The organism is Gellertiella sp. DMC107 (assembly GCF_056313605.1).
Window position 1 is genome coordinate 807,533 of sequence record NZ_JBQUZZ010000002.1, and the last position, 17,702, is coordinate 825,234.

General features: G+C 60.9%; 22 protein-coding genes. 21 read left to right on the top strand and 1 reads right to left on the bottom strand.

Annotated elements, in window-relative coordinates:
• From ACT54B_RS09360 to ACT54B_RS09455, 20 genes are all read left to right on the top strand, one after another.
• Window positions 1–585 (top strand): hypothetical protein, encoded by a 585-nt coding sequence (locus ACT54B_RS09360; protein WP_476044439.1) that lies wholly within the window; start codon window positions 1–3, stop codon window positions 583–585.
• Between the two features lies 1 nt (window position 586).
• On the top strand, window positions 587–952 hold the full coding sequence (locus ACT54B_RS09365) for a head decoration protein (protein WP_476044440.1): 366 nt from the start codon (window positions 587–589) through the stop codon (window positions 950–952).
• Between the two features lie 13 nt (window positions 953–965).
• Complete coding sequence (locus ACT54B_RS09370) at window positions 966–1,976, top strand: major capsid protein (RefSeq protein WP_476044441.1); 1,011 nt, start codon at window positions 966–968, stop codon at window positions 1,974–1,976.
• A gap of 98 nt (window positions 1,977–2,074) precedes the next feature.
• Window positions 2,075–2,467, top strand: a complete 393-nt coding sequence (locus ACT54B_RS09375; protein ID WP_476044442.1) for a hypothetical protein — start codon at window positions 2,075–2,077, stop codon at window positions 2,465–2,467.
• 9 nt (window positions 2,468–2,476) lie between these two features.
• Complete coding sequence (locus tag ACT54B_RS09380) at window positions 2,477–2,854, top strand: hypothetical protein (RefSeq protein ID WP_476044443.1); 378 nt, start codon at window positions 2,477–2,479, stop codon at window positions 2,852–2,854.
• A gap of 5 nt (window positions 2,855–2,859) precedes the next feature.
• Window positions 2,860–3,618 carry a hypothetical protein gene (locus ACT54B_RS09385; RefSeq protein ID WP_476044445.1) on the top strand — a complete coding sequence of 253 codons (759 nt, stop codon included), beginning with the start codon at window positions 2,860–2,862 and terminating at the stop codon, window positions 3,616–3,618.
• Entirely contained in the window at window positions 3,615–4,160 is a 546-nt protein-coding gene (locus ACT54B_RS09390) for a baseplate assembly protein (protein ID WP_476044446.1), read from the top strand. The genes ACT54B_RS09385 and ACT54B_RS09390 overlap by 4 nt, the downstream gene beginning before the upstream one ends.
• A 2-nt stretch (window positions 4,161–4,162) precedes the next feature.
• A complete protein-coding gene (locus tag ACT54B_RS09395) occupies window positions 4,163–4,339 on the top strand; it encodes a hypothetical protein (protein ID WP_476044448.1) in 177 nt (58 codons plus the stop codon).
• Entirely contained in the window at window positions 4,326–4,721 is a 396-nt protein-coding gene (locus tag ACT54B_RS09400; RefSeq protein ID WP_476044450.1) for a GPW/gp25 family protein, read from the top strand. Before ACT54B_RS09395 ends, ACT54B_RS09400 begins: the two co-directional genes overlap by 14 nt.
• Window positions 4,718–5,599 (top strand): hypothetical protein, encoded by an 882-nt coding sequence (locus ACT54B_RS09405; RefSeq protein WP_476044452.1) that lies wholly within the window; start codon window positions 4,718–4,720, stop codon window positions 5,597–5,599. The genes ACT54B_RS09400 and ACT54B_RS09405 overlap by 4 nt, the downstream gene beginning before the upstream one ends.
• Window positions 5,596–6,708 (top strand): phage tail protein, encoded by a 1,113-nt coding sequence (locus tag ACT54B_RS09410; protein ID WP_476044453.1) that lies wholly within the window; start codon window positions 5,596–5,598, stop codon window positions 6,706–6,708. Before ACT54B_RS09405 ends, ACT54B_RS09410 begins: the two co-directional genes overlap by 4 nt.
• Entirely contained in the window at window positions 6,708–9,959 is a 3,252-nt protein-coding gene (locus ACT54B_RS09415) for a DUF4815 domain-containing protein (protein WP_476044454.1), read from the top strand. The genes ACT54B_RS09410 and ACT54B_RS09415 overlap by 1 nt, the downstream gene beginning before the upstream one ends.
• A gap of 9 nt (window positions 9,960–9,968) precedes the next feature.
• Window positions 9,969–11,324, top strand: coding sequence for a hypothetical protein (locus tag ACT54B_RS09420; RefSeq protein WP_476044455.1), 1,356 nt, complete (start codon window positions 9,969–9,971; stop codon window positions 11,322–11,324).
• Window positions 11,324–11,746, top strand: a complete 423-nt coding sequence (locus tag ACT54B_RS09425; protein WP_476044457.1) for a hypothetical protein — start codon at window positions 11,324–11,326, stop codon at window positions 11,744–11,746. The genes ACT54B_RS09420 and ACT54B_RS09425 overlap by 1 nt, the downstream gene beginning before the upstream one ends.
• A 99-nt stretch (window positions 11,747–11,845) precedes the next feature.
• Complete coding sequence (locus ACT54B_RS09430) at window positions 11,846–13,081, top strand: phage tail sheath protein (RefSeq protein ID WP_476044458.1); 1,236 nt, start codon at window positions 11,846–11,848, stop codon at window positions 13,079–13,081.
• A gap of 28 nt (window positions 13,082–13,109) precedes the next feature.
• Window positions 13,110–13,622: a phage major tail tube protein gene (locus ACT54B_RS09435; RefSeq protein ID WP_476044459.1), complete on the top strand. Its 513-nt coding sequence runs from the start codon at window positions 13,110–13,112 to the stop codon at window positions 13,620–13,622.
• A 15-nt stretch (window positions 13,623–13,637) separates the two neighbouring features.
• On the top strand, window positions 13,638–13,979 hold the full coding sequence (locus tag ACT54B_RS09440; protein ID WP_476044460.1) for a phage tail assembly protein: 342 nt from the start codon (window positions 13,638–13,640) through the stop codon (window positions 13,977–13,979).
• A 1-nt stretch (window position 13,980) separates the two neighbouring features.
• Window positions 13,981–15,996 (top strand): phage tail tape measure protein, encoded by a 2,016-nt coding sequence (locus ACT54B_RS09445; RefSeq protein ID WP_476044462.1) that lies wholly within the window; start codon window positions 13,981–13,983, stop codon window positions 15,994–15,996.
• An 8-nt stretch (window positions 15,997–16,004) separates the two neighbouring features.
• On the top strand, window positions 16,005–16,448 hold the full coding sequence (locus tag ACT54B_RS09450; protein WP_476044464.1) for a phage tail protein: 444 nt from the start codon (window positions 16,005–16,007) through the stop codon (window positions 16,446–16,448).
• Window positions 16,449–16,450: 2 nt separating this feature from the next.
• Window positions 16,451–16,675: a tail protein X gene (locus ACT54B_RS09455; protein WP_476044466.1), complete on the top strand. Its 225-nt coding sequence runs from the start codon at window positions 16,451–16,453 to the stop codon at window positions 16,673–16,675.
• A 20-nt stretch (window positions 16,676–16,695) separates the two neighbouring features.
• Here ACT54B_RS09455 and ACT54B_RS09460 read toward each other — a convergent pair whose 3' ends face one another.
• Window positions 16,696–16,920, bottom strand: coding sequence for a hypothetical protein (locus tag ACT54B_RS09460; RefSeq protein ID WP_476044467.1), 225 nt, complete (start codon window positions 16,918–16,920; stop codon window positions 16,696–16,698).
• A gap of 87 nt (window positions 16,921–17,007) precedes the next feature.
• On the opposite strand from ACT54B_RS09460, the gene ACT54B_RS09465 reads away from it, so the two are divergent.
• Window positions 17,008–17,694, top strand: a complete 687-nt coding sequence (locus ACT54B_RS09465; RefSeq protein WP_476044469.1) for a phage late control D family protein — start codon at window positions 17,008–17,010, stop codon at window positions 17,692–17,694.
• The last annotated feature ends 8 nt before the right edge of the window (window positions 17,695–17,702 follow it).

The following is a 17,702-nucleotide window of genomic DNA, read 5'->3' on the forward strand; positions in this document are numbered from 1 at the left end:
ATGAAAAAACATCTCTATGCGTCGATCCTGGCTGCTGTGCGGCCCGGCTCGATCCCCGCTGCCGATGCGGCAGTGGAATCTCTGGCCAGCCATGAAGAGGCTGGCTCCATCCTCTCTCTTGGTGCCGATCCGGTGCTCGAAGCGGCCGGCGCTGCGGTGGCTGCTGCCGCCAACCTTCCAGTCGCAGGGACGCTCAGTCCCGATGCCACTTATGCCGCCGGCTACCATGCCGCCTGCGAGCGCTTCGCCGCAGTTCTCGGCGCGGACGGCATTGCCGGCAACGCAAAGCGCATGGGGGCGGCCCTTGAGCTTGCGATCGGCTCGCCGGGCATGTCGGCCGACATGGTGGTTTCTTTCGTCTCGTCCAATGTCGGTGAAGCGTCCGCGCCCGCTACCACCGCCGCCGCCGGCGCCGCCCCAGCCCCGGCGAGCAAGCCGGCTGCAAGTTATGAGCAACGCCGTGTCAATGCGGCGGCGCTCACCACTCCGAATTCCTCTCCGGCCAAGGCGGATGCGACCTCCGGCCTCAACCCGAGCGCGGTGTTTGCACATCGTCGCGCTCACAGTGCGAAAAAGGAGGCCTGACATGGCCAAGGAAAGTCCCCGCAAGCTGGCGTTTCTGCTGTCGGAAGCGCCGGGCAAGCTGTCCCGTGACACGGTCACCATCGTGTCCGGGGCCGGGAAACTGGATGCCGGAACGATCCTCGGCAAGATCACGGCTTCCAGCAAATACACCGCCAGCCCGGACACGGGCGCGGATGGCTCGCAGACGGGCATCGCCGTTCTCGCCGAGCCTGTCGATGCGACCTCGGCGGATGTCCAGGCGCTCGCCATCATCGACCTCGCCGAGGTGAAAACCTCGATGCTGATCGTTCATTCCACCGTCAACGACGCCACCAAGCGGGCAACCAAGATTGCCCAGCTGCGCGGCTCGAAGATCAAGGCACGCTAAGGAGAGCCCTGACATGACCACCGTAAACGCTCATTCGGGCGATCCCTTCAGCCTCGAAAGCATGACGGCTGCTGTCAATATGCAGCACTATCGTCCCGGCCAGATCAGCAAGGCCGGCCTGTTCGAGGAGGACAGTGTTACCACCACCACAGTTTCGGTGGAAATGCGCGATGGCCAGCTCTCGCTGGTCGAACCGTCCGCACGTGGCGGCCCGGGTGAGACCACGGGCGACGACACCCGCGAGAAGATCCCGTTCACTGTTCCGCATTACGAGCGCAACGATTCCATTCTCGCCGAAGAATCGCAGGGTGTTCGTGCCTTCGGTTCCGAAAACGCCGCCGAGCAGGTGGAAGATCGGGTCAACCGCAAGGCAGCGCGCCATGCGCAGGACCTTACGATGACGCTGGAGCATCAGCGCGTTGGTGCCCTGAAGGGCATCATCACGTCGAAATCCGGGGCAGTTTTGCACAATCTCTACACACAGTTCGGCATCGCAGTGCCGGCGGCGATTTCCCTGGAGCTGGATATCGACAGCACGGATGTCGGGGGTATCGTGCAGGACCTCGTTTATGGGATCGAAGACGACCTCGACGAGCCGCATGATGGTCTGCACATTTTCACCGGGCGCACGCTTCACAAGGTGCTCTGGCGCCACAAGTCGGTGCGCGAAACCTTCCTCTATGGCAATGGAGCCGCAGTGCTTCGTCAGGATGTGCCGGAGGTATTCGAGTTCGGTGGTGCCATCTGGGAGCGCTACAAGACCGGTAAGAAGGCGACCGACGATCTCGGCTCCCCCTACATTGCCCACGACGAAGCAAGAGTGGCGGTTCGCGGCGTTCCTGATCTCTATATCACCCGCTTCGCGCCGGCCGACTATAACGAGACGGTCAACACGCCCGGCCTGCCGTTCTATGCGAAGGCAATCGAGAAGCGGAACGGCAAGGGTTACGACCTCGAAGTGCAGTCGAACCCGATTTCGCTCTGCACACGTCCGAAGACGCTGCGCCGCCTGACCCTGACCTGACGCGGGCCTGATCTGGCCATTTTGCTGCGCTGCCCGAATGAGCGGGCAGCGCCTCCCACCATCATTGCGCCTCCCGGGCGACAGATTGGAATTTCACCATGTCGAAGAAGAAAACCATGTGGATTGCCATGGCAAACGGTGGCCTGCTGGCCGCCGCAGCCATGGGCCTCCCGAAAGACAAGGCGGTCGATCCCCATGCACCCGTCGAGGTGCCGGAGGAGTATGGCCTGCATCTCATTCACGACAAGCACGCTTATCAGGCGGAGCCGCCGGAACAGCCGAAAACCGAGAAACCCGTCAAGCAGTCTGGCGGCGAAAAGGGTGGCAAGGCGCAGAAGCCCGCCGACCCGCAGACGCAGCCCCTCTCGGCAGGCAAACCGGAGGGCGTGCAGGCTGGCGCACCTGGTGCCGATGACGGCCACCAGGCCGGGGGTGACGCAAATACCTCGGGTCAAGCAAACCCGGATGCCACCGGCGCTGGCCAGGCCTGAGGCTCGGCCATGGATTTGAATGGTGTCCGGGGGTTTCTGCCCTCCTACAATCGCGAGAAGCTCGGAGAGACGGTCGAGATCGTGCCGATGATCTCGGGAAAGATGGCGGAAGGCCCGGATGCCAGCAGACCCGTCACGACGCTGAAGGTCCGGTTTGAGTTTACGCCGGACATGGAGCGGCTGATGGAGGCGAGATCCTCTGATCTAGCGGGCCAGACAGAGCGAGCCTCCATCACCTTCGAGGCGGGTCTGCTTTCCTACTCTCTGAAAGATGGCGACCGCTTGCGCCGGGTCAATCCCCGAACGGCGGCCATCGAACATTACCGCGTATCGCGCACCGCGCGCCTCGCTCTCAATCTGGAAATTGCTTACCTGTCGAGGATCTGACTGCCGTGGGTATCGTTCGCCAGCTCATTCAGATTGCCGTTGTGGAGGCCGTGCGCGGCGTTACGCTTGCCGGCAATTCCGTTTATGACAGCCGGATCGATGCCCTGCCCGATATCCTGCAGGACGGCAAAAGGCCATTTCTCATCTTCTCGGTCGAGATGGCCCGCCAGTCCGAGAAGGATGAGGGTTTGCTTGGCCGAACCAACGTCATGACGCTGATGGTTCATGCAGCCGTTGCCACGGCGCAGGAAATCACCGGGGACGATGGTTCGGTGGTGCTCGCCAATATCGGTGAGACAGACGCGGCTCTTGAGGCTGTTCTTAATATCATGGATCGCCAGTGGCGGGCCGCACTCTGCGATGGCCGGAGCGCATGGGCCGATCTCTTCATGGAGCTGTCGCAGGGTATAGAGCAGGTGCAGGATTTTCGGGGCGCGGACCCGGACACGGGCCGCAAGCACGCCTCTCGCCTGACGGAAGTTTCGTTACGTGTCATGCCGGAGCCCGAGTTCGGATCGGGGATCAATCCGACGATTGAGAAAGGCCTCGATCTCCTCCAGGCGGATGGAGATACCGCCTATGCCGAAGTGGCGCGAGTCTGGCGCGAGATCCTGACGGATGAATCCGCTGTTTCAGATTTCGAGGAATTGCAGGCCCGGCTCTTCTTTGCCCGGGATGTTCTTCTGGCGCTCGGTCATGAGAATCCTGCGACAGCGCCGGAATTCGATGAGCTGAACCTCATTATCGAAGGGGCAGGGCCATGATTGACGGTATCCGGGAGACGGTCAAGGTTTTCCTCGACCTTCACAACGAGCTTCAGGCACTGAAAAGTGTCGTCGGCCGCGCCATGAAGGTTGGACCTGTCCATCAGGTCGACAAGGAAAAGGGGTATCGGCTCAACCTCGGCGACCGGAACGGAAAGCCGTTTCTGTCCCCCTGGTATCCGCATCCGGAGACCGGGAAAACCTCGGTGCCCCTGAAGGTCGGCCAGATTGTCGGCGTCATCAATCCCGGTGGCGATCCGCGCCGTGGCCTGCTGATCCGGGGCGGGTACAGCGACCAGCATCCTTCTCCGAATGATGACATGGAGGCGAATGTCTTCGAGGACGCTGGCGTGCGCGTTCGAGTGGTCAAAGGAACGCTGGTTATTCAGGTTGGCGGTTGCAAATGGACCTACAGCGGTGCCGGCCTGAAACAGGACAGCGGAAAGATATGGCACAACGACAGCGAAATCGGTGACGGACACCGCCACACCGATGTGTTCCCCGGCGGCTCACTGTCTGGTCCCCCCGAAGTAGGAGAATGAGAATGCAGAGATACAAAGTGGCCGAAGGCATCGAAGTCGTGAACGGCGCACCGGTACCGGAAAGTCGAATTGTCGAACTGAAACCTGGCGAGGAGCTTTTCGATCTCGCCCACGGGCGCATTTCTCTTCTGAAGGGTGAGAAAAGCGAGAAAAGCGGTCGCGCCGATGGCGGGAATTGACCGCAGGACGGGCAAGGTTATCGGCCCGCTCGCCTCGACCCTTCAGTCAGTTGAAGTGATCCTCTCCACCCGTCTCGGTTCGCGCTGCATGCGCCGAGAGTTTGGTGGTGGCGTGTTGGAGCTTCTTGGGCGGGCAATGAAGCCCCCGCTTTTCGCAGCATGGCGGCAGTTGGTTGCTACCGCCATTGATCTCTGGGAGCCGCGCCTTCGCATTCGGCGCGTATCCTTTGAAGGCTCGGTCGACGAATTGCGGCTCGGCCGCGCCAAGCTGGTGTTTGAGGCAGATTATCGACCTCGTGCCCACCTTGGCGATCTGACGGTCGAACGCCGGCTGTCCTTCAGCCTGATGTTTCTCGAAAACGGATTGCAGGTTTCCACATGAGCGATCTTCATCTGGCGTTATTGCCAGCTCCGGCCATTATTGAAGAGATAGCCTATGAACGGGCCTTCTCGCGCCAGATGGAGGAGTTTCAGCGAGCCTGGAATGAAAGGCGGATTGCCTTCCCCTCGGAAAATCTGCCGGCCTATGATGTCTCGATGCTGGAGACGGACCCGGCGGTGATCGTCGGCCAGTCCGAAACATATCGCGAGCTTCTGTTGCGCGCCCGGATCAATGACGCGGCACGTGCGAACCTTCTGGCATTTGCGCAGAAGTCCGATCTCGACCACCTGGCCGCTTTCTATGACGTGAACCGCCTTCCCGGTGAAGGTGACGCGCGCCTGCGGCTCCGCGTCATCCTCGCCATTCAGGGCCGTTCGACGGGCGGTCCCAAAGAGCGTTACAAGAGTATCGCCATGGGCTCCGATATCCGGGTTCGCAGCGTGGAACCGTATCGCGTTGGCAAGAGCCCCCGCATTTACATTGCCGTTTACTCCACCGAGCCAAACGGCGTTGCGTCGGCCGACCTGCTGGCGAAGGTTCGGCTTGCGCTGGAAAACGACGCTGTCCAGCTCGTGAATGATGAATTTGTCGTCAGCTCGGCCGTGCGGAAGGTCGCCAATCTCTCTGCCAATGTCTGGCTCTTGCCGAACGCGGATGAAGCGGTCGTTACCCGCGCCGAAGAGGCGCTGCGCGTTGCCTGGGATGCGGAGCAAGCGCTCGGCCGCGATCTTGTCCGCGAATGGTGGGTATCGAAACTGATGGTGCCGGGCATGCACAAGGTGACGCCGACGCTGCCAGCGGCAGACACCACGGCAGCACCCTATGAAGCCGTAGCGATTGGCACGGTCACGCTGGTGCAGAAAGGCAGGGCGTTTTGACAACGCTTCTCCCCTCAAGCTCGGGCCATTTCGAGATTACCGTCGAGGCCTCGCGGGCAAAGGCATGGCAGGAACTGGAAGACGCGGTTCCTTTCATCACCTCGGCCAAGCGAAACCCGCCGCCGTCGTACCTGCCGTTTCTGGTGTGGGAATATGGGTTGGGGATGCTCACCCCGTATATCCCGAACCTTTATGAACTGCTCGATGAAGGGCTGCGCTGGTTGCGGGTTCGCGGCACCTATGCCGCCGTTTCGCAGGGCCTCGGCTTTGTGGGCGTCACCGCCACGCTGGAGCCCGCCTGGCATGCCCGCGTCTGGTGGAATTCCAGCCAGCTTCGCTTCCCGTCCCTGCCGGAGAACGATGAGCCGCTGCTCGACCGGATCGAGGCAATCACGCGCCTCTCGCTCCCTTTCCGCTCCGACCTTCGGCGCGGCGTCTTCCAGTATGATGTGCCCGCCATGGAGTGCGACGCGCATGTTCTCGATGGCAGTCACCTTGAGCATGAAAGCGGCGTGCGTCTTCATGAGGGTGGCACCGTCTGGTCTTTCGGGCGCACCGCAGAGTTTGAGCACACGCTCACCGAGGCCGAAGGGCTTGCGCTTGGAAACTGGATCGTGCCGCCGGCGGCTGCTTCCCTGAAGTGGGCGGATATGCAGTTCAAGTGGGCCACGGCGAACTTCCACTGGGCCGACAATCCGGCCGCACAGCGCCGCGTGCTGATGGCGCGGTGGTTCGATGATGAGGTGCTGCACCTCAAGCTTCGTCGCGGTGACGGGTCGGTCATCGGATATCGTCGTTGCCGGATTGTGCGCGCATGTGCCCCCGCCGCTGCCGGCATGTACCGCCACGGCTCCCAGCTCTACTCCCCGGCAGTCAATGGCCAGCTCGTCTATGTCGAGGCCATGACCGGCTTTGCCGACGCGGCCGATGAGGCAGTGGCATCAGTCGAGCTGGTTGCCTTTGCGAACCTGACACCGGTCACCCCGGCCGGTCGGCTCTGGCTGGAGCATGATGAGGTTTATGGCGGCGTGCCCTTCGCCGCCAAGGCTGTTCAACGCGATCTGCGGAAAACCGTCCGCGATCAATTCAAGTTTCTGTTGAGGTTCTGATGGCTTACGAACACAAGAGCGGCCTTCCCTTTGCCTATGACCGGGCGGAAGGCCACGACGAACAGAAGGGCTTGGTATTCCACGGCGAGCGGCCCCTTCTTCAGGCGCCCGAGCTAAACGAGCTGCAGACCATTCTGCGCGGCGCCATTACCCGTGTCGGTCGAATGATCGCCCGGGATGGCACGCGCATCAAGCGCGCCAGCGCCGTGGTCAACGTTGCCGCCGGGACCGTCACCCTCACCGAAGGCGAGATCTATGTCGCCGGTGATGTCTATTCCGTCGAAGAAGCGGTGCTGACCGGCGTGCCGATGACCGGCCGGCTCGAAATCGGCGTGCGTCTCACCACGGCTTACCGCACCGCCGAGGACGATCCGTCCCTGCTTGGCATTGTTCCTGGCTCTGTCGCGGAAGGCGAACCGGGTGCGGCACGGGAGATCGGCACCATTGTGTGGGCACATTCGCTCGACTCTCAACCTGGTCCGTTCTTCTCGGTCTATACGCTCGATGACGGAACAATCCTTGACCAGTCCGGGCCGGCCGTGCTGGCGCCCGCCATGCAGATCGTCCAGGAATATGACCGGCCGAACGGCAATTATATTGTCTCCGGTTGCCGTGTGACCGCGCTCGGCCTCGATACGGGTGTGCAGAACTTTTCCATCGAGCAGGGAGAAGCCAATATCAACGGCTTGAAGCGGACCCGTTATGCCGCGCTCCGGCATGCCGAACCGGAGGATTGGGATGAGCTGGCAATCCCCGGCGAAACGCTGATTTACCCGGGCGGGGCGAGCTTCACCTTCACCGTCGACTTCGCGCCGATCGCGACCGTCAATTCGATCCTGCTGACCAAGGAACGAACCGTCAACATCACCCGTGGGGCCGTCGTCAGTGGCGTCGATGCTCTGCCCGATACCAGCGTGATCTCCGTTTCGCAGATCAAGCAGGGGGCGACCGTCTTTGCGGCGAGCGCCTATCAGCTCGCCAACAACAATATCGACTGGGCTCCGGCCGGCGCCGAACCGGCCGTAGGCTCCAGCTATGATGTGACCTATCGCTATCGTTCGCTCGTCACTCCGAGCGACCAGACTTACAACACGATCACTGTTACGGGTGGCGCTACCGGCGGCGATGTCATCGTGTCCTACACGGCAAAGCTTCCGCGCATTGATCGCATGTGCCTGAAGGACGATGGTAGCCCCGTCTATCTGAAGGGCATATCCGCGTGGAGGAACCCGTTGCCTCCGGCGGTTCCGTCCTCTCTGCTCAACCTTTGCCAGATCCGCAACGACTGGATCAATAAGCCCGTCATCAAGAATGATGGGACTTACTTTCTGACCCGCGATGAGCAGCGGACATACAACGAAAAGATTGTCGATATTGAGCGGCTGGTGGAGTTGCTGCGCCTGCAGGTCAACATTGACAGAAAAGAGCCTGTGGCAAAACTTGGCATGTTCGTCGATCCCTTCACGTCGGACTATTACCGGGATGCGGGCGCCGCGCAGAACGGGGCTGTCGCGAACGGCATGTTGACCCTTGCTGTGGCACCAACCTTCTACAAGGCGAACCTCGCCGCCCCCGTAAAGCTCGATCATGTCGAGGAGGTCATTGCCCAGCAGCTCTTCAAGACCGGCTGTATCAAGATCAATCCTTACGCCAACTTCACGCCTCTGCCGGGGCAATTGAAGCTCGATCCGGCGGTGGACTTCTGGACGATCAGCCAGACGGAATGGACGTCTCCGGAAACCCGGGAGTTCAACCGTGGCGAAGCGCCGGACGAAAGCAGCCCGCTCCAGAAGGTGACCACGACAAACCGGCTGGTCGATCAGCGGGAAGAGCAGGCAGATTTCCTGCGCCCGATCAGCATCGACTTCACCATCTCGGGTTTCGGTCCGGGCGAGATCCTGAAGTCGCTCACCTTTGACGGCAAGTCGGTGAAACCTGCCGGCGTACAGACGGCCAATGCCGCTGGCGTCATCACCGGGACTTTCAACATTCCGGCCGCCGTCACTGCCGGAACGAAAGTGGTGCAGGCTGTCGGCATGGGCAAGACCGTCGCAACGGCCATGTTCACCGGTCAGGGCACGATCGAGATCACCGTGATGCGGCGCATTACCACGATCGAGAACTGGACCGCGCCGGAGCCGGAGCCGGAGCCCGAACCCGAACCCGGCACGCCCAGCACGCCGACCCCGCGCACGCCGACGCCGGTTTGGGGAAGCGGACATGGGGGGGATTCCCCCGATCCGCAAGCGCAGATCTTTGCCGTGCCGGAGGTTCGCCAGATCGTTGGAATGGATTTCCATATCTGCAAGATCGGGAACCCGGCAAAACGCCTGATCCTCGATCAGGTCACGATCGACAACGGCTATCCAACCACCGATATCGTCGCCCAGTCGGATGTCTCGATGGCTGGCGCCGTGGTCGGCTGGAAGTCCGGTCGCTTCAAACTGCCGGTCACCACCCGACCTGAGACGAAGCATGCCTTCGTGATCAAGACCGATGACAACACGCATTCGGTTTCGTTCGCGGCGCTCGGTGCCTATGACCCTTCGCTTCAGAAGTATGTCACCCAGCACCCCTATGTGGTCGGCCCGCGTTTTGACTCTGTCAACGCGCAGACATGGACCGCCCATCAGAAAGAGGCGCTGGCATTCAAGCTTGTCGCGGCGAAGTACAATGTTCTGACCAAGACAGTTGCGCTTGGCAGCTTCGCCCTGGTCAATGCTTCTGACCTTCAGGTCCGCGCCTCAATCGAGATCCCCGGCCCTGGCTGCAGCGTCACCTTCGAAATCGTCCGTCCCAACGGCACGGTTTACAAGCTGGCGGCGGGCCAGGTGCTGAAGCTGAACGAGTTCCTGAATGAGACGGTGCAGCTTCGTGCCGTTCTCAAAGGCACTTCGAAACTGTCTCCGATCCTGTTTGCCCCGGTGCAGCTGATCGCTGGTCGTATCCAGACGACCTTCAGCTACATCACCCGCGCCTTCGATATTACCGGGGCCGCGAGGCTTTCGGCCTACTTCAAGGCGTTCCTGCCGGCGGGCGCTACCGTCGCCATGCATTACTCGATCGACGGCGGGGCCTGGACCACATTGCCCTTCGTCTCGGCCGAGCCGCTCCAGTTCAACGGCTGGACGGAACGGAAGTTCGAAAAGGTCGGCGGGCTCGCCGGCACCACAGTCAGGCTGAGGATTTCCGGGACGGGCGGGCCAGCGGCACGCGTCGTGTGCGGGGACTTTGGCGCTGGCGTATTCTGAGGATAGCCAATGGACACGACGACGCATTATGGGCTGATCAAGCCGGATGCCGCCAATGATGTGGATGCGGAGTTTTACCAGCTCCAGTCCACATTGGACCTGCTGGACACTATCCTCCACGCGCTCGCAATGGAGACCGGCGGTAAAGCGCCGGTCTTGCATGCCCACGAGATCGAAGATGTTATCGGCCTTGCGGCGGCTCTGGCCAGCAAGATGAACGCCAACGCGACCTTCAAGCTCGACAGTTTGACGGACGTTGACGGGGCGGATGCGGCGCCGGTCGGCTATGTTCTCGTGAAGACGAACACCGGCTGGATCGCCGTCTCTCCCGCGACCGCCATGGGCAACCACAATCACACGATTGCCCAGATTAACGGGCTGGATGCCGCCCTTATCGCAAAGCTCGATGACACACAGCTCGATATTGACGGCACCCTGGCGGCGAACGCTGATGACCGGATACCTTCTCAGAAGGCAGTAAGGTCCTATGTCGGGACGGTTGCGGACACGAAACTCAATGCCTCGGCGGTGGATACCGCAGTGGCGCTGGGCGTCAGCGATGCAAAGGTGCCCAGCCAGAAGGCCGTGAAATCCTACGTCGACACGGCCGCCGCCACGAAGCTGAACGCTTCAGCGCTTGATATCAACACCGCCCTCGGCGTTGACGATGCAAAGGTGCCCAGCCAGAAGGCGGTAAAGACCTATGTCGACGGCCTGTTGTCAGCCATCAGGAACGGCGTATCAGCGTCCTTCGATACGCTGAAAGAGCTGGCTGACAACTTTGCCAATTACTTGCCGCTCGCCGGGGGAACGCTGGCAGGCGACGTGTTGTTCGCCGTTGGCAAGGGCATCAAGCTAAGAAGCTCCTCTGCCGCTGCCGGTTTGCTGAGCTGGCTTCGGGATACCGACAGCACAACCGCAGCGCAAATCTACTACAACCCATCGTCAGGCTCGCTGGTACTGCGAACCCTTGGTCCCACCGGCTCGCTTCTCAACACGGTCCTGATCGGGGATGTGGCCGGCGCGATGTCTCTTAACGGCTCGCAGATATGGCACACCGGCAATTTTGATCCGACCGATTACACCGCGATTGCCAACATCGGGGCGGTTTACGGCGCGGGCGTTGTTCACGGCGCCGTAGGGGCAATCCAGTTGCTCGCTCATGGCACGGCAAACACTGCACTGACCTACGGCACCAACTATGCGGGCTCCGCTCTCCGCCTTTGCAGTTTGTACGGCACGACGGGTGCGGCCGCTACGCTCGCAATTAGCGGCTCTGCGCCGCTCGGAACTTGGAAGTGCCTTGGGACAGTTGGTGCGGGTGCGTCGTTTCAGGGCGCGTCACTTTTCTTGAGGGTAGCTTGATGGAATTCCGGAACCCAAAACACAACTCCTTCGGTGGCGTCGATATGGAGATCAACCATCCTGCGCTCGGCTGGATACCGTTCTCGGCGTCGCCGGCCGACGTCGAAGAACATAGCCGGGCTCTTTATGACCTGGCCAAGGATATCGCGGCTCCGGCCGGTCCGGCGCCGGACGCGATCATGCCGGCGCTGACGCCGCGCCAGCTGTGGCTTGCCGCCCTTCAGGCGGGCGTCACCAAGGCCGATGTCTTGGCGGCCGTCGAGCTGGTCGAAGATCCTGAAGAGCGGGAATACATGCGGATCGAGCTGAATGAGGCGACCTCCTACAGTCGCCATCATCCAGCGGTCGAAAAGCTCTCCCTCATCATGAATATGCCCGAAAGCCAGATCGATACGCTCTGGGTCTGGGCCTCCACCCTCTGAAGAATGTTCGCCGCCAAGGCGAACCAACAACCGCCCTCCGGTCTGCCGACTGAGCGCGTCATTCCCCTCAATATCATCATCGAACTCTGGAGTTGCACGATGACTGCACCGACCTTTGGCATGCAATTTTCCCGGCCGGATACCGAAGCGGTTCCGGTCAACGGCGCGGACTTTTCCAAGGTCCTCGTCATCGAAACCTCCGCCGATGCCTCGAATACCGAGTTTCCGGCAGGTCAGGCAAAGCGGATTTCTTCCGGCGATCCGGATGCTGTTGCAGCCCTCGGAACGGGTCTGCTGGCTGATGCCGTGAAAGGGATCAATGCCCAGCTCGCCGGCCTTAACTCCGGTGCGGATGTCACGGTTTTCCGTGTTGCTGAAGGGGCGAATGCCGGCGCCACCGCTGCTGCCATCGCGGACGTGGTCAACAACCTGACCAGCATTCCTTCGGCGGTCAATGCGACCCCGCGCATTGTTGTCGCAGGCCGTACCGCATGGCGACCGGACCCCAATACGGTAAACCCGGTCATTGCCGCCTTGCAGACGGCGCTTCCTAAGATCCTCGCCATCGCGCCTGTCGATGTCGACGACACCAACAAGGCAAATGCGATCTCCGCCCGCAATACGATGAATTCTGAACGGCTGATGCCGATCGGTATTGCAGCCCGGGTTTTCGAAGGCTCCTCGATCGTGACCCGCTCCATGGCAGCGCGCGTTGCTGGTCTGATCATTCGTACCGACAACGAACACTCCGGAAAGCCCTTCGAGCCCTTTGCGAACCGGCCGCTTTATGGCCTCGCCGGCATTTCCCGGAAGCTTCCGTTCTCGCTTCTGGACGGATCGACGGAAGGACAGCAGCTCCTGGAAGCGAATGTTGCCATTGTCGCTGAAGGTGAGGTGGGGCTCGACGGCTCGATCGCGGATGGTGGCTTCTCATTCATCGGAACGGACAATGCGACGACCGGCGATCTTTGGCGTCAAATGCACCAGGTGCGAGGCGCTGACTATATCGTGGTCAAGATCATGCGCATCACGCGGCAGTTCCTCGGGTCGAAGAAGATCACGGCCGACATGGCGGAGGCGTGGATCAATTCGATTGCCTTCATGCTGCGCGACCACAAGGCCGAAGAGGATATCCTCGGCTACACCCCGCGCCATGAAATGTTCAAGGCCTCGAAGAACAGCCCGGAAGATATCCGCCTCGGCACACTGAAGCTCGATATCGGGATCGAGCCGGCGCCTGTCTTCAAGCGCGCAGACCATGAAATCCAGCGCTACCGTCCGGCTCTCGAAGGGTTGGTTGGCGATATCGTCGCCCGCCTTAACGCCGTCGCCTGACACTCGGCTTAACCAGAAGGGAAATCCAATGCAGTCCTTGATTATTTTGACCGCCGTCGATGTGCGCCGTGCCGAGGTGACCGGCTCATCGCGGGCAACCACCATCACGAAGCTGACCATTCCTCCGATCCGCTTCGTCACCGCTTCCCACAACCCGGGTGGGGGTGTCATGGCGGTGGATTATGCACTGCCCCGTCTTCAGGCACTGGAGCCTGCCTTCAGCGCCAAGGGCATCGATACCGATATCTTCTCAGGTTTCGGGGAGCGGGACCGCTGGGTGTTCGCCGGTGCCTACCGGGACAAGAAGACCAACAGGGCTATCCCTGGCCGCTGCATCATCGAAGGTGCGATCCTCGAATGGACCCCGGATGAAAGTGATCCGGGTGAGTTCCAAGGTTGCAGCCATCAGTTCAAGGAAGTGACCCACTTCGAATTCGCCCTCGACGGTCGCGAGCTTTGGTATATCGACAGCGATGAACGGATCGTTCGTCGGAATGGCGTCGACCTCTTCGCCGCCGATCGTCAGGCGCTCGGCGCGTAAGCGGAGCCATCGGCCATGAACGAGACCGAAATGGAATTTCCCGTCGTGCCGGATGATGACGCGACGGATGTGGTTCACGAGATCCTGCCCCTCACGAAGGGGCAGGACGGAATTGTCTACCCGCTGGCCTATCCCCGAAAGCTGAATGGCAAGCCGCTTCGGAAAGTCACCCTGAGGCGCCCGACACAAGGCGACCTCGATGACCTTGTCTCCGGGGCGATCGAGACGAACAGGGATCTTCTCTGCCACCTGACCGGGCTTCATCGGTCCGTCATCCGTGGGCTCGACGCCCGCGACAGCGAAGCGCTTTACGGCATGCTGATCGACATGATGCCGGCATATCTGAGAGAGGACTGACATGGCAAAGCTTACGGCTGAGATGGTAATTGATCTCCGGGACAATACTGGCAGGTCGACCCAGACCGTCATCGGGAACCTTTCGCGCCTTCGGAAGGCCGAGCGGGACTATGACCTGGCGAAGATGGGAATGCGCCTCAACCGTGAGCAGCGTGCCCATGAGGATCTGATCCGCGCCCGAGCCATGGCGCAGGCGCAGGCAGAAGAAGATGCGCTCGCCCGGCGCCGGGAAAACTACCAAGTCTGGGCAAGCAGGGGCATGGTGGGTGCCCTGGCCGTCGCCGGAGTAGCGACAGCTGCGGCTTCCGCCTACAAAGATTATGCAGATGTCGAGCGCCAGGTGAACCGCATCGTGATCAACGCCGGCAAAGGCGCCGATATGATCAATCCGACGATCGGGCACTTACAGCAGCTCGCTGGTGCCACCCATCAGAGCTTCGCTTCGGTCGTCGAGGGTCTTGAAACGCTCATTGCCTCTGGCCGCGAGCTGGACGAAAGCATGGCGTTCCTGCCCTCTGTCGCCATGACCGCGCAGGCCAGCGGATCCGCGATCTCGGATATCGCCTTGTCCGCTGATGCCCTTTCCAACTCGCTCGGCATCACCTCCGGGGAAATGCAGAAGGCCTTCGACATTCTTGTCGGGGGTGGCAAGCTCGGCAAGTTCGAGCTGAAGGATATGGCTCAATACCTGCCATCTCTCACCCCCGCCTTTGCGGCACTTGGCTACAAGGGCAATGAGGGTCTCATGAAGCTGGTCGCTGCCTTGCAGGTGGTTCGCAACCAGACCGGCTCCAGTTCGGAGGCGGCCACCCTGCTGTCCAACGTCTTGAACAAGATGTACACGGCCGACACGGCAAAGAAGTTCAAGGATATGGGCATAAACCTTCCGAAGGCGCTCGACAAAGCCCGGGCTGAAGGTCGTGATGTTCTTGAAGTTTTCCAGCAGCTCGCATTCGAGGCTGTGAAGGGTGACCTTTCCAAGCTGCCGCTTCTGTTCACTGATGCCGAAATGCTGAAGGGCATGCGCGCGCTCATGACCAGCGGTGAGCAATACAAGGCACTGATGGCATCGCTCGGCAATGTGGATGGTTCGGCGCTGAGAGACTTTAACCAGATTGCGGGTGACTCGGCGGCCCGCGTCCAGGATCTGCAAAACGCATGGGACAAGTTCGTCTTGTCGGTTGGGTCGAGATTGGCCGACCATGTAACGCCCATTCTCAAGCAGGCGACGGACTATCTGGACGAAAGAGAGGCGATAGATCGCGCGCTCTCTGGAAAAGACAGCCAGACCGTAGCTGACGACAAAGCCGCCTATATGAAGCGATATCTGGAGCTGCACGGCAAAAACAAGGGCACGATTGGCGGGCGCACAGGCGCTTCAGAGTTCAATCGTGATGCTGAAAACGCTTACCGGAAGTCGTTGGCCAAGCTGGGACGGGGTGAGATCGAGGACGTTTTGGCCGACCTGAAGCCTGATATTCTTGATCTCTATATCAAGCGTGGTGAACAAGCGGCAAAGCAAGCCGGGCCGCCTAAACCGACGAACGGGCGTGCGGGTTATCCATTCCTGGGCGTTCGGACCGGCAAAATTCCCATCCCGATTCCTCGCCCGGACCCCAATGCTCCCTCAGACAGGTTGCTTGGTGCGGAGGGGAATTTCCAGAACCGAAGTTACCGCGCGAAGGGTATGATGACAGAGGACCAGGTCGCGGAGCGCATTCGCGACGCACAACTCTCTCCCGTCGCGAATGATCTCGGGTTCGGGAACACAAAGGTTCCCGGCCTCGCTGCACCCGGCTATTCCGGTCCGCAACAAGTCACCGTTACGGGGCCAATCACAACCCAGCCTTCAGGTGTCCAACGGGTGGAAGTCACCAACATGCAGCGCCCAAATGTCACTCTCCATCTGACCGTTCCGGTTCAACAGGTCATGCAGGACCCACATGCTGCAGCGCAAACGCTTGGAAGCGCCGTGCTGGATGCGATCAGTGGTGCCCACGCTGACAATGGGAACTGAGGTGAAACATGCTCTATCTTCTGGGCGCCGTGACGATCGACACCAAGCCGTTCTCGATCGATAGCATGGAGCGGGAAAGCGGCTCCTCGGTTGCATCCAAGCCGGTCATGGGCGGGCGGGAGCGGAAGGAGGTCACCGGAGAGGGCGAGGATACGATCACCCTTTCTGGCCAGCTCCTGCCGTTCCGGATCGGGGGCATGTCGGAACTAGAAACCCTTCACGACATGCGGCGGAAGGGGCAACGCTTCCCGCTCATGCGCGGGGATGGCTACCGCTTCGGCTGGTACTACATTTCCGAGATCGCCGAGACCCATTCCGAGCTTGCCAAAAACGGAGTGGGCCATGTCATTGGCCACCGCATCACGCTCAATCAGGCAGATGAAGATGGCGGCGATGGCCAGCAGGTCATATCCGCTTTGCTGGGCCTGTTCGGTGCGATAGGGGGGCTTTGATCATGTCGGAGCAGATCGAAATCAAGGGCGAGGGGATCGTGCTGGATCTCCTCCTCCATCGCAAATATGGCGTCCGTGGCCGTGAACTGGTCGAAGCGACGCTCCTTCTCAATCCCGGTCTCGCTGCCCTGGGGCCGATCTTGCCGATCGGCACGAAGATATTGTTGCCGGATCTGCCGCAACCCTTCTCCCAGACGGCAAAGCGCGTCGTTTCCCTGTTCGGGTGATCATTATGACATGGACTGTTTCATGGCAGGTCTTCGTCGATGGCGAAGATCGCTCCCAAGGCATGCGTCCTTTCCTCCTCGAAATCGAAGTGAGCGACACCGAAGGTCAGACCGGCGATACCTGCCGCCTGGTCTTCGATGACAGCAATGGTCAGCTGAAGCTGCCCGCCAAGGATGCCGGGCTCAAGGTTCGGCTTCAGGGCGTGCAGGTTTTCGAGGGCACGATCGACAAGGTCCGTTCTCAAGGGGCGAGGGGCTCCGGCCGCACGCTCTCGGTATCCGCCAAAGGATTCGACACCAAGGGTAAGGCAAAGGAGCTGCAGGGCTTTCATATGGATGATGCCTCCCTGTCCGATTTCCTTACCGAGGCGGGCAAGAACGCCGGCTTCTCGGTGAAGGTCGATCCGAAATTCGCGGATATCAAGCGAGACTATTGGTCTGCGGAGGATGAGAGCTTCATCGCCTTGGGGCAGCGGATGGCCAAGGAACTTCATGGAACGTTCAAGCTGCGGGGTAATCAGGCGATCCTTGCTGCGCGCGACCGAACCGATTTACCTGTGGTCGATGCTGTCATTTCCGAGCAGGGTGGCAACGTCCTCCGCTGGGATATCGAGCCCTTCTCCGGCCGGCCGACAGCAAAGAAAGCGCGGGCCAGCTGGTTCGACCGGAAGTCTGCGACCTACAAATCGCAAGAGGTCGATATTGAAGGGCTGGAGAGTGACGCGACCAGTATCAGCCGCGAGCTTGCCGCCGACGAGGATCAGGCAAAAGCCAGTGCCGGAGCCCGCAAAGGCGAGGCGGAGCGAGATGCAGGCAGTGGTTCGATCGAGCTTGATCTCGTGCCGGAAGCTCAAGCCGAAGGACAGTGCCGGCTGCGGGGCGCAAGAGCCGGTGTGGATGGCCTCTACCGGATTTCCGCTGTCTCTCACAAAGCCAACCGTTCCGGCGGGGCCACCACTTCCCTTTCCGTGAAACAGCCATCGGACGGCGCTGGCGCCGACGGTCGCGACCCAACCTGAAGGACTTA

Excerpts from the sequence above, each read along its gene's own strand:
- ACT54B_RS09360 (WP_476044439.1), top strand. The coding sequence starts at position 1 with ATGAAAAAACATCTCTATGCGTCGATCCTGGCTGCTGTGCGGCCCGGC.
- ACT54B_RS09365 (WP_476044440.1), top strand. The coding sequence starts at position 587 with ATGGCCAAGGAAAGTCCCCGCAAGCTGGCGTTTCTGCTGTCGGAAGCG.
- ACT54B_RS09370 (WP_476044441.1), top strand. The coding sequence starts at position 966 with ATGACCACCGTAAACGCTCATTCGGGCGATCCCTTCAGCCTCGAAAGC.
- ACT54B_RS09375 (WP_476044442.1), top strand. The coding sequence starts at position 2,075 with ATGTCGAAGAAGAAAACCATGTGGATTGCCATGGCAAACGGTGGCCTG.
- ACT54B_RS09380 (WP_476044443.1), top strand. The coding sequence starts at position 2,477 with ATGGATTTGAATGGTGTCCGGGGGTTTCTGCCCTCCTACAATCGCGAG.
- ACT54B_RS09390 (WP_476044446.1), top strand. The coding sequence starts at position 3,615 with ATGATTGACGGTATCCGGGAGACGGTCAAGGTTTTCCTCGACCTTCAC.
- ACT54B_RS09395 (WP_476044448.1), top strand. The coding sequence starts at position 4,163 with ATGCAGAGATACAAAGTGGCCGAAGGCATCGAAGTCGTGAACGGCGCA.
- ACT54B_RS09400 (WP_476044450.1), top strand. The coding sequence starts at position 4,326 with ATGGCGGGAATTGACCGCAGGACGGGCAAGGTTATCGGCCCGCTCGCC.
- ACT54B_RS09405 (WP_476044452.1), top strand. The coding sequence starts at position 4,718 with ATGAGCGATCTTCATCTGGCGTTATTGCCAGCTCCGGCCATTATTGAA.
- ACT54B_RS09415 (WP_476044454.1), top strand. The coding sequence starts at position 6,708 with ATGGCTTACGAACACAAGAGCGGCCTTCCCTTTGCCTATGACCGGGCG.
- ACT54B_RS09420 (WP_476044455.1), top strand. The coding sequence starts at position 9,969 with ATGGACACGACGACGCATTATGGGCTGATCAAGCCGGATGCCGCCAAT.
- ACT54B_RS09425 (WP_476044457.1), top strand. The coding sequence starts at position 11,324 with ATGGAATTCCGGAACCCAAAACACAACTCCTTCGGTGGCGTCGATATG.
- ACT54B_RS09430 (WP_476044458.1), top strand. The coding sequence starts at position 11,846 with ATGACTGCACCGACCTTTGGCATGCAATTTTCCCGGCCGGATACCGAA.
- ACT54B_RS09435 (WP_476044459.1), top strand. The coding sequence starts at position 13,110 with ATGCAGTCCTTGATTATTTTGACCGCCGTCGATGTGCGCCGTGCCGAG.
- ACT54B_RS09440 (WP_476044460.1), top strand. The coding sequence starts at position 13,638 with ATGAACGAGACCGAAATGGAATTTCCCGTCGTGCCGGATGATGACGCG.
- ACT54B_RS09445 (WP_476044462.1), top strand. The coding sequence starts at position 13,981 with ATGGCAAAGCTTACGGCTGAGATGGTAATTGATCTCCGGGACAATACT.
- ACT54B_RS09450 (WP_476044464.1), top strand. The coding sequence starts at position 16,005 with ATGCTCTATCTTCTGGGCGCCGTGACGATCGACACCAAGCCGTTCTCG.
- ACT54B_RS09455 (WP_476044466.1), top strand. The coding sequence starts at position 16,451 with ATGTCGGAGCAGATCGAAATCAAGGGCGAGGGGATCGTGCTGGATCTC.
- ACT54B_RS09465 (WP_476044469.1), top strand. The coding sequence starts at position 17,008 with ATGGATGATGCCTCCCTGTCCGATTTCCTTACCGAGGCGGGCAAGAAC.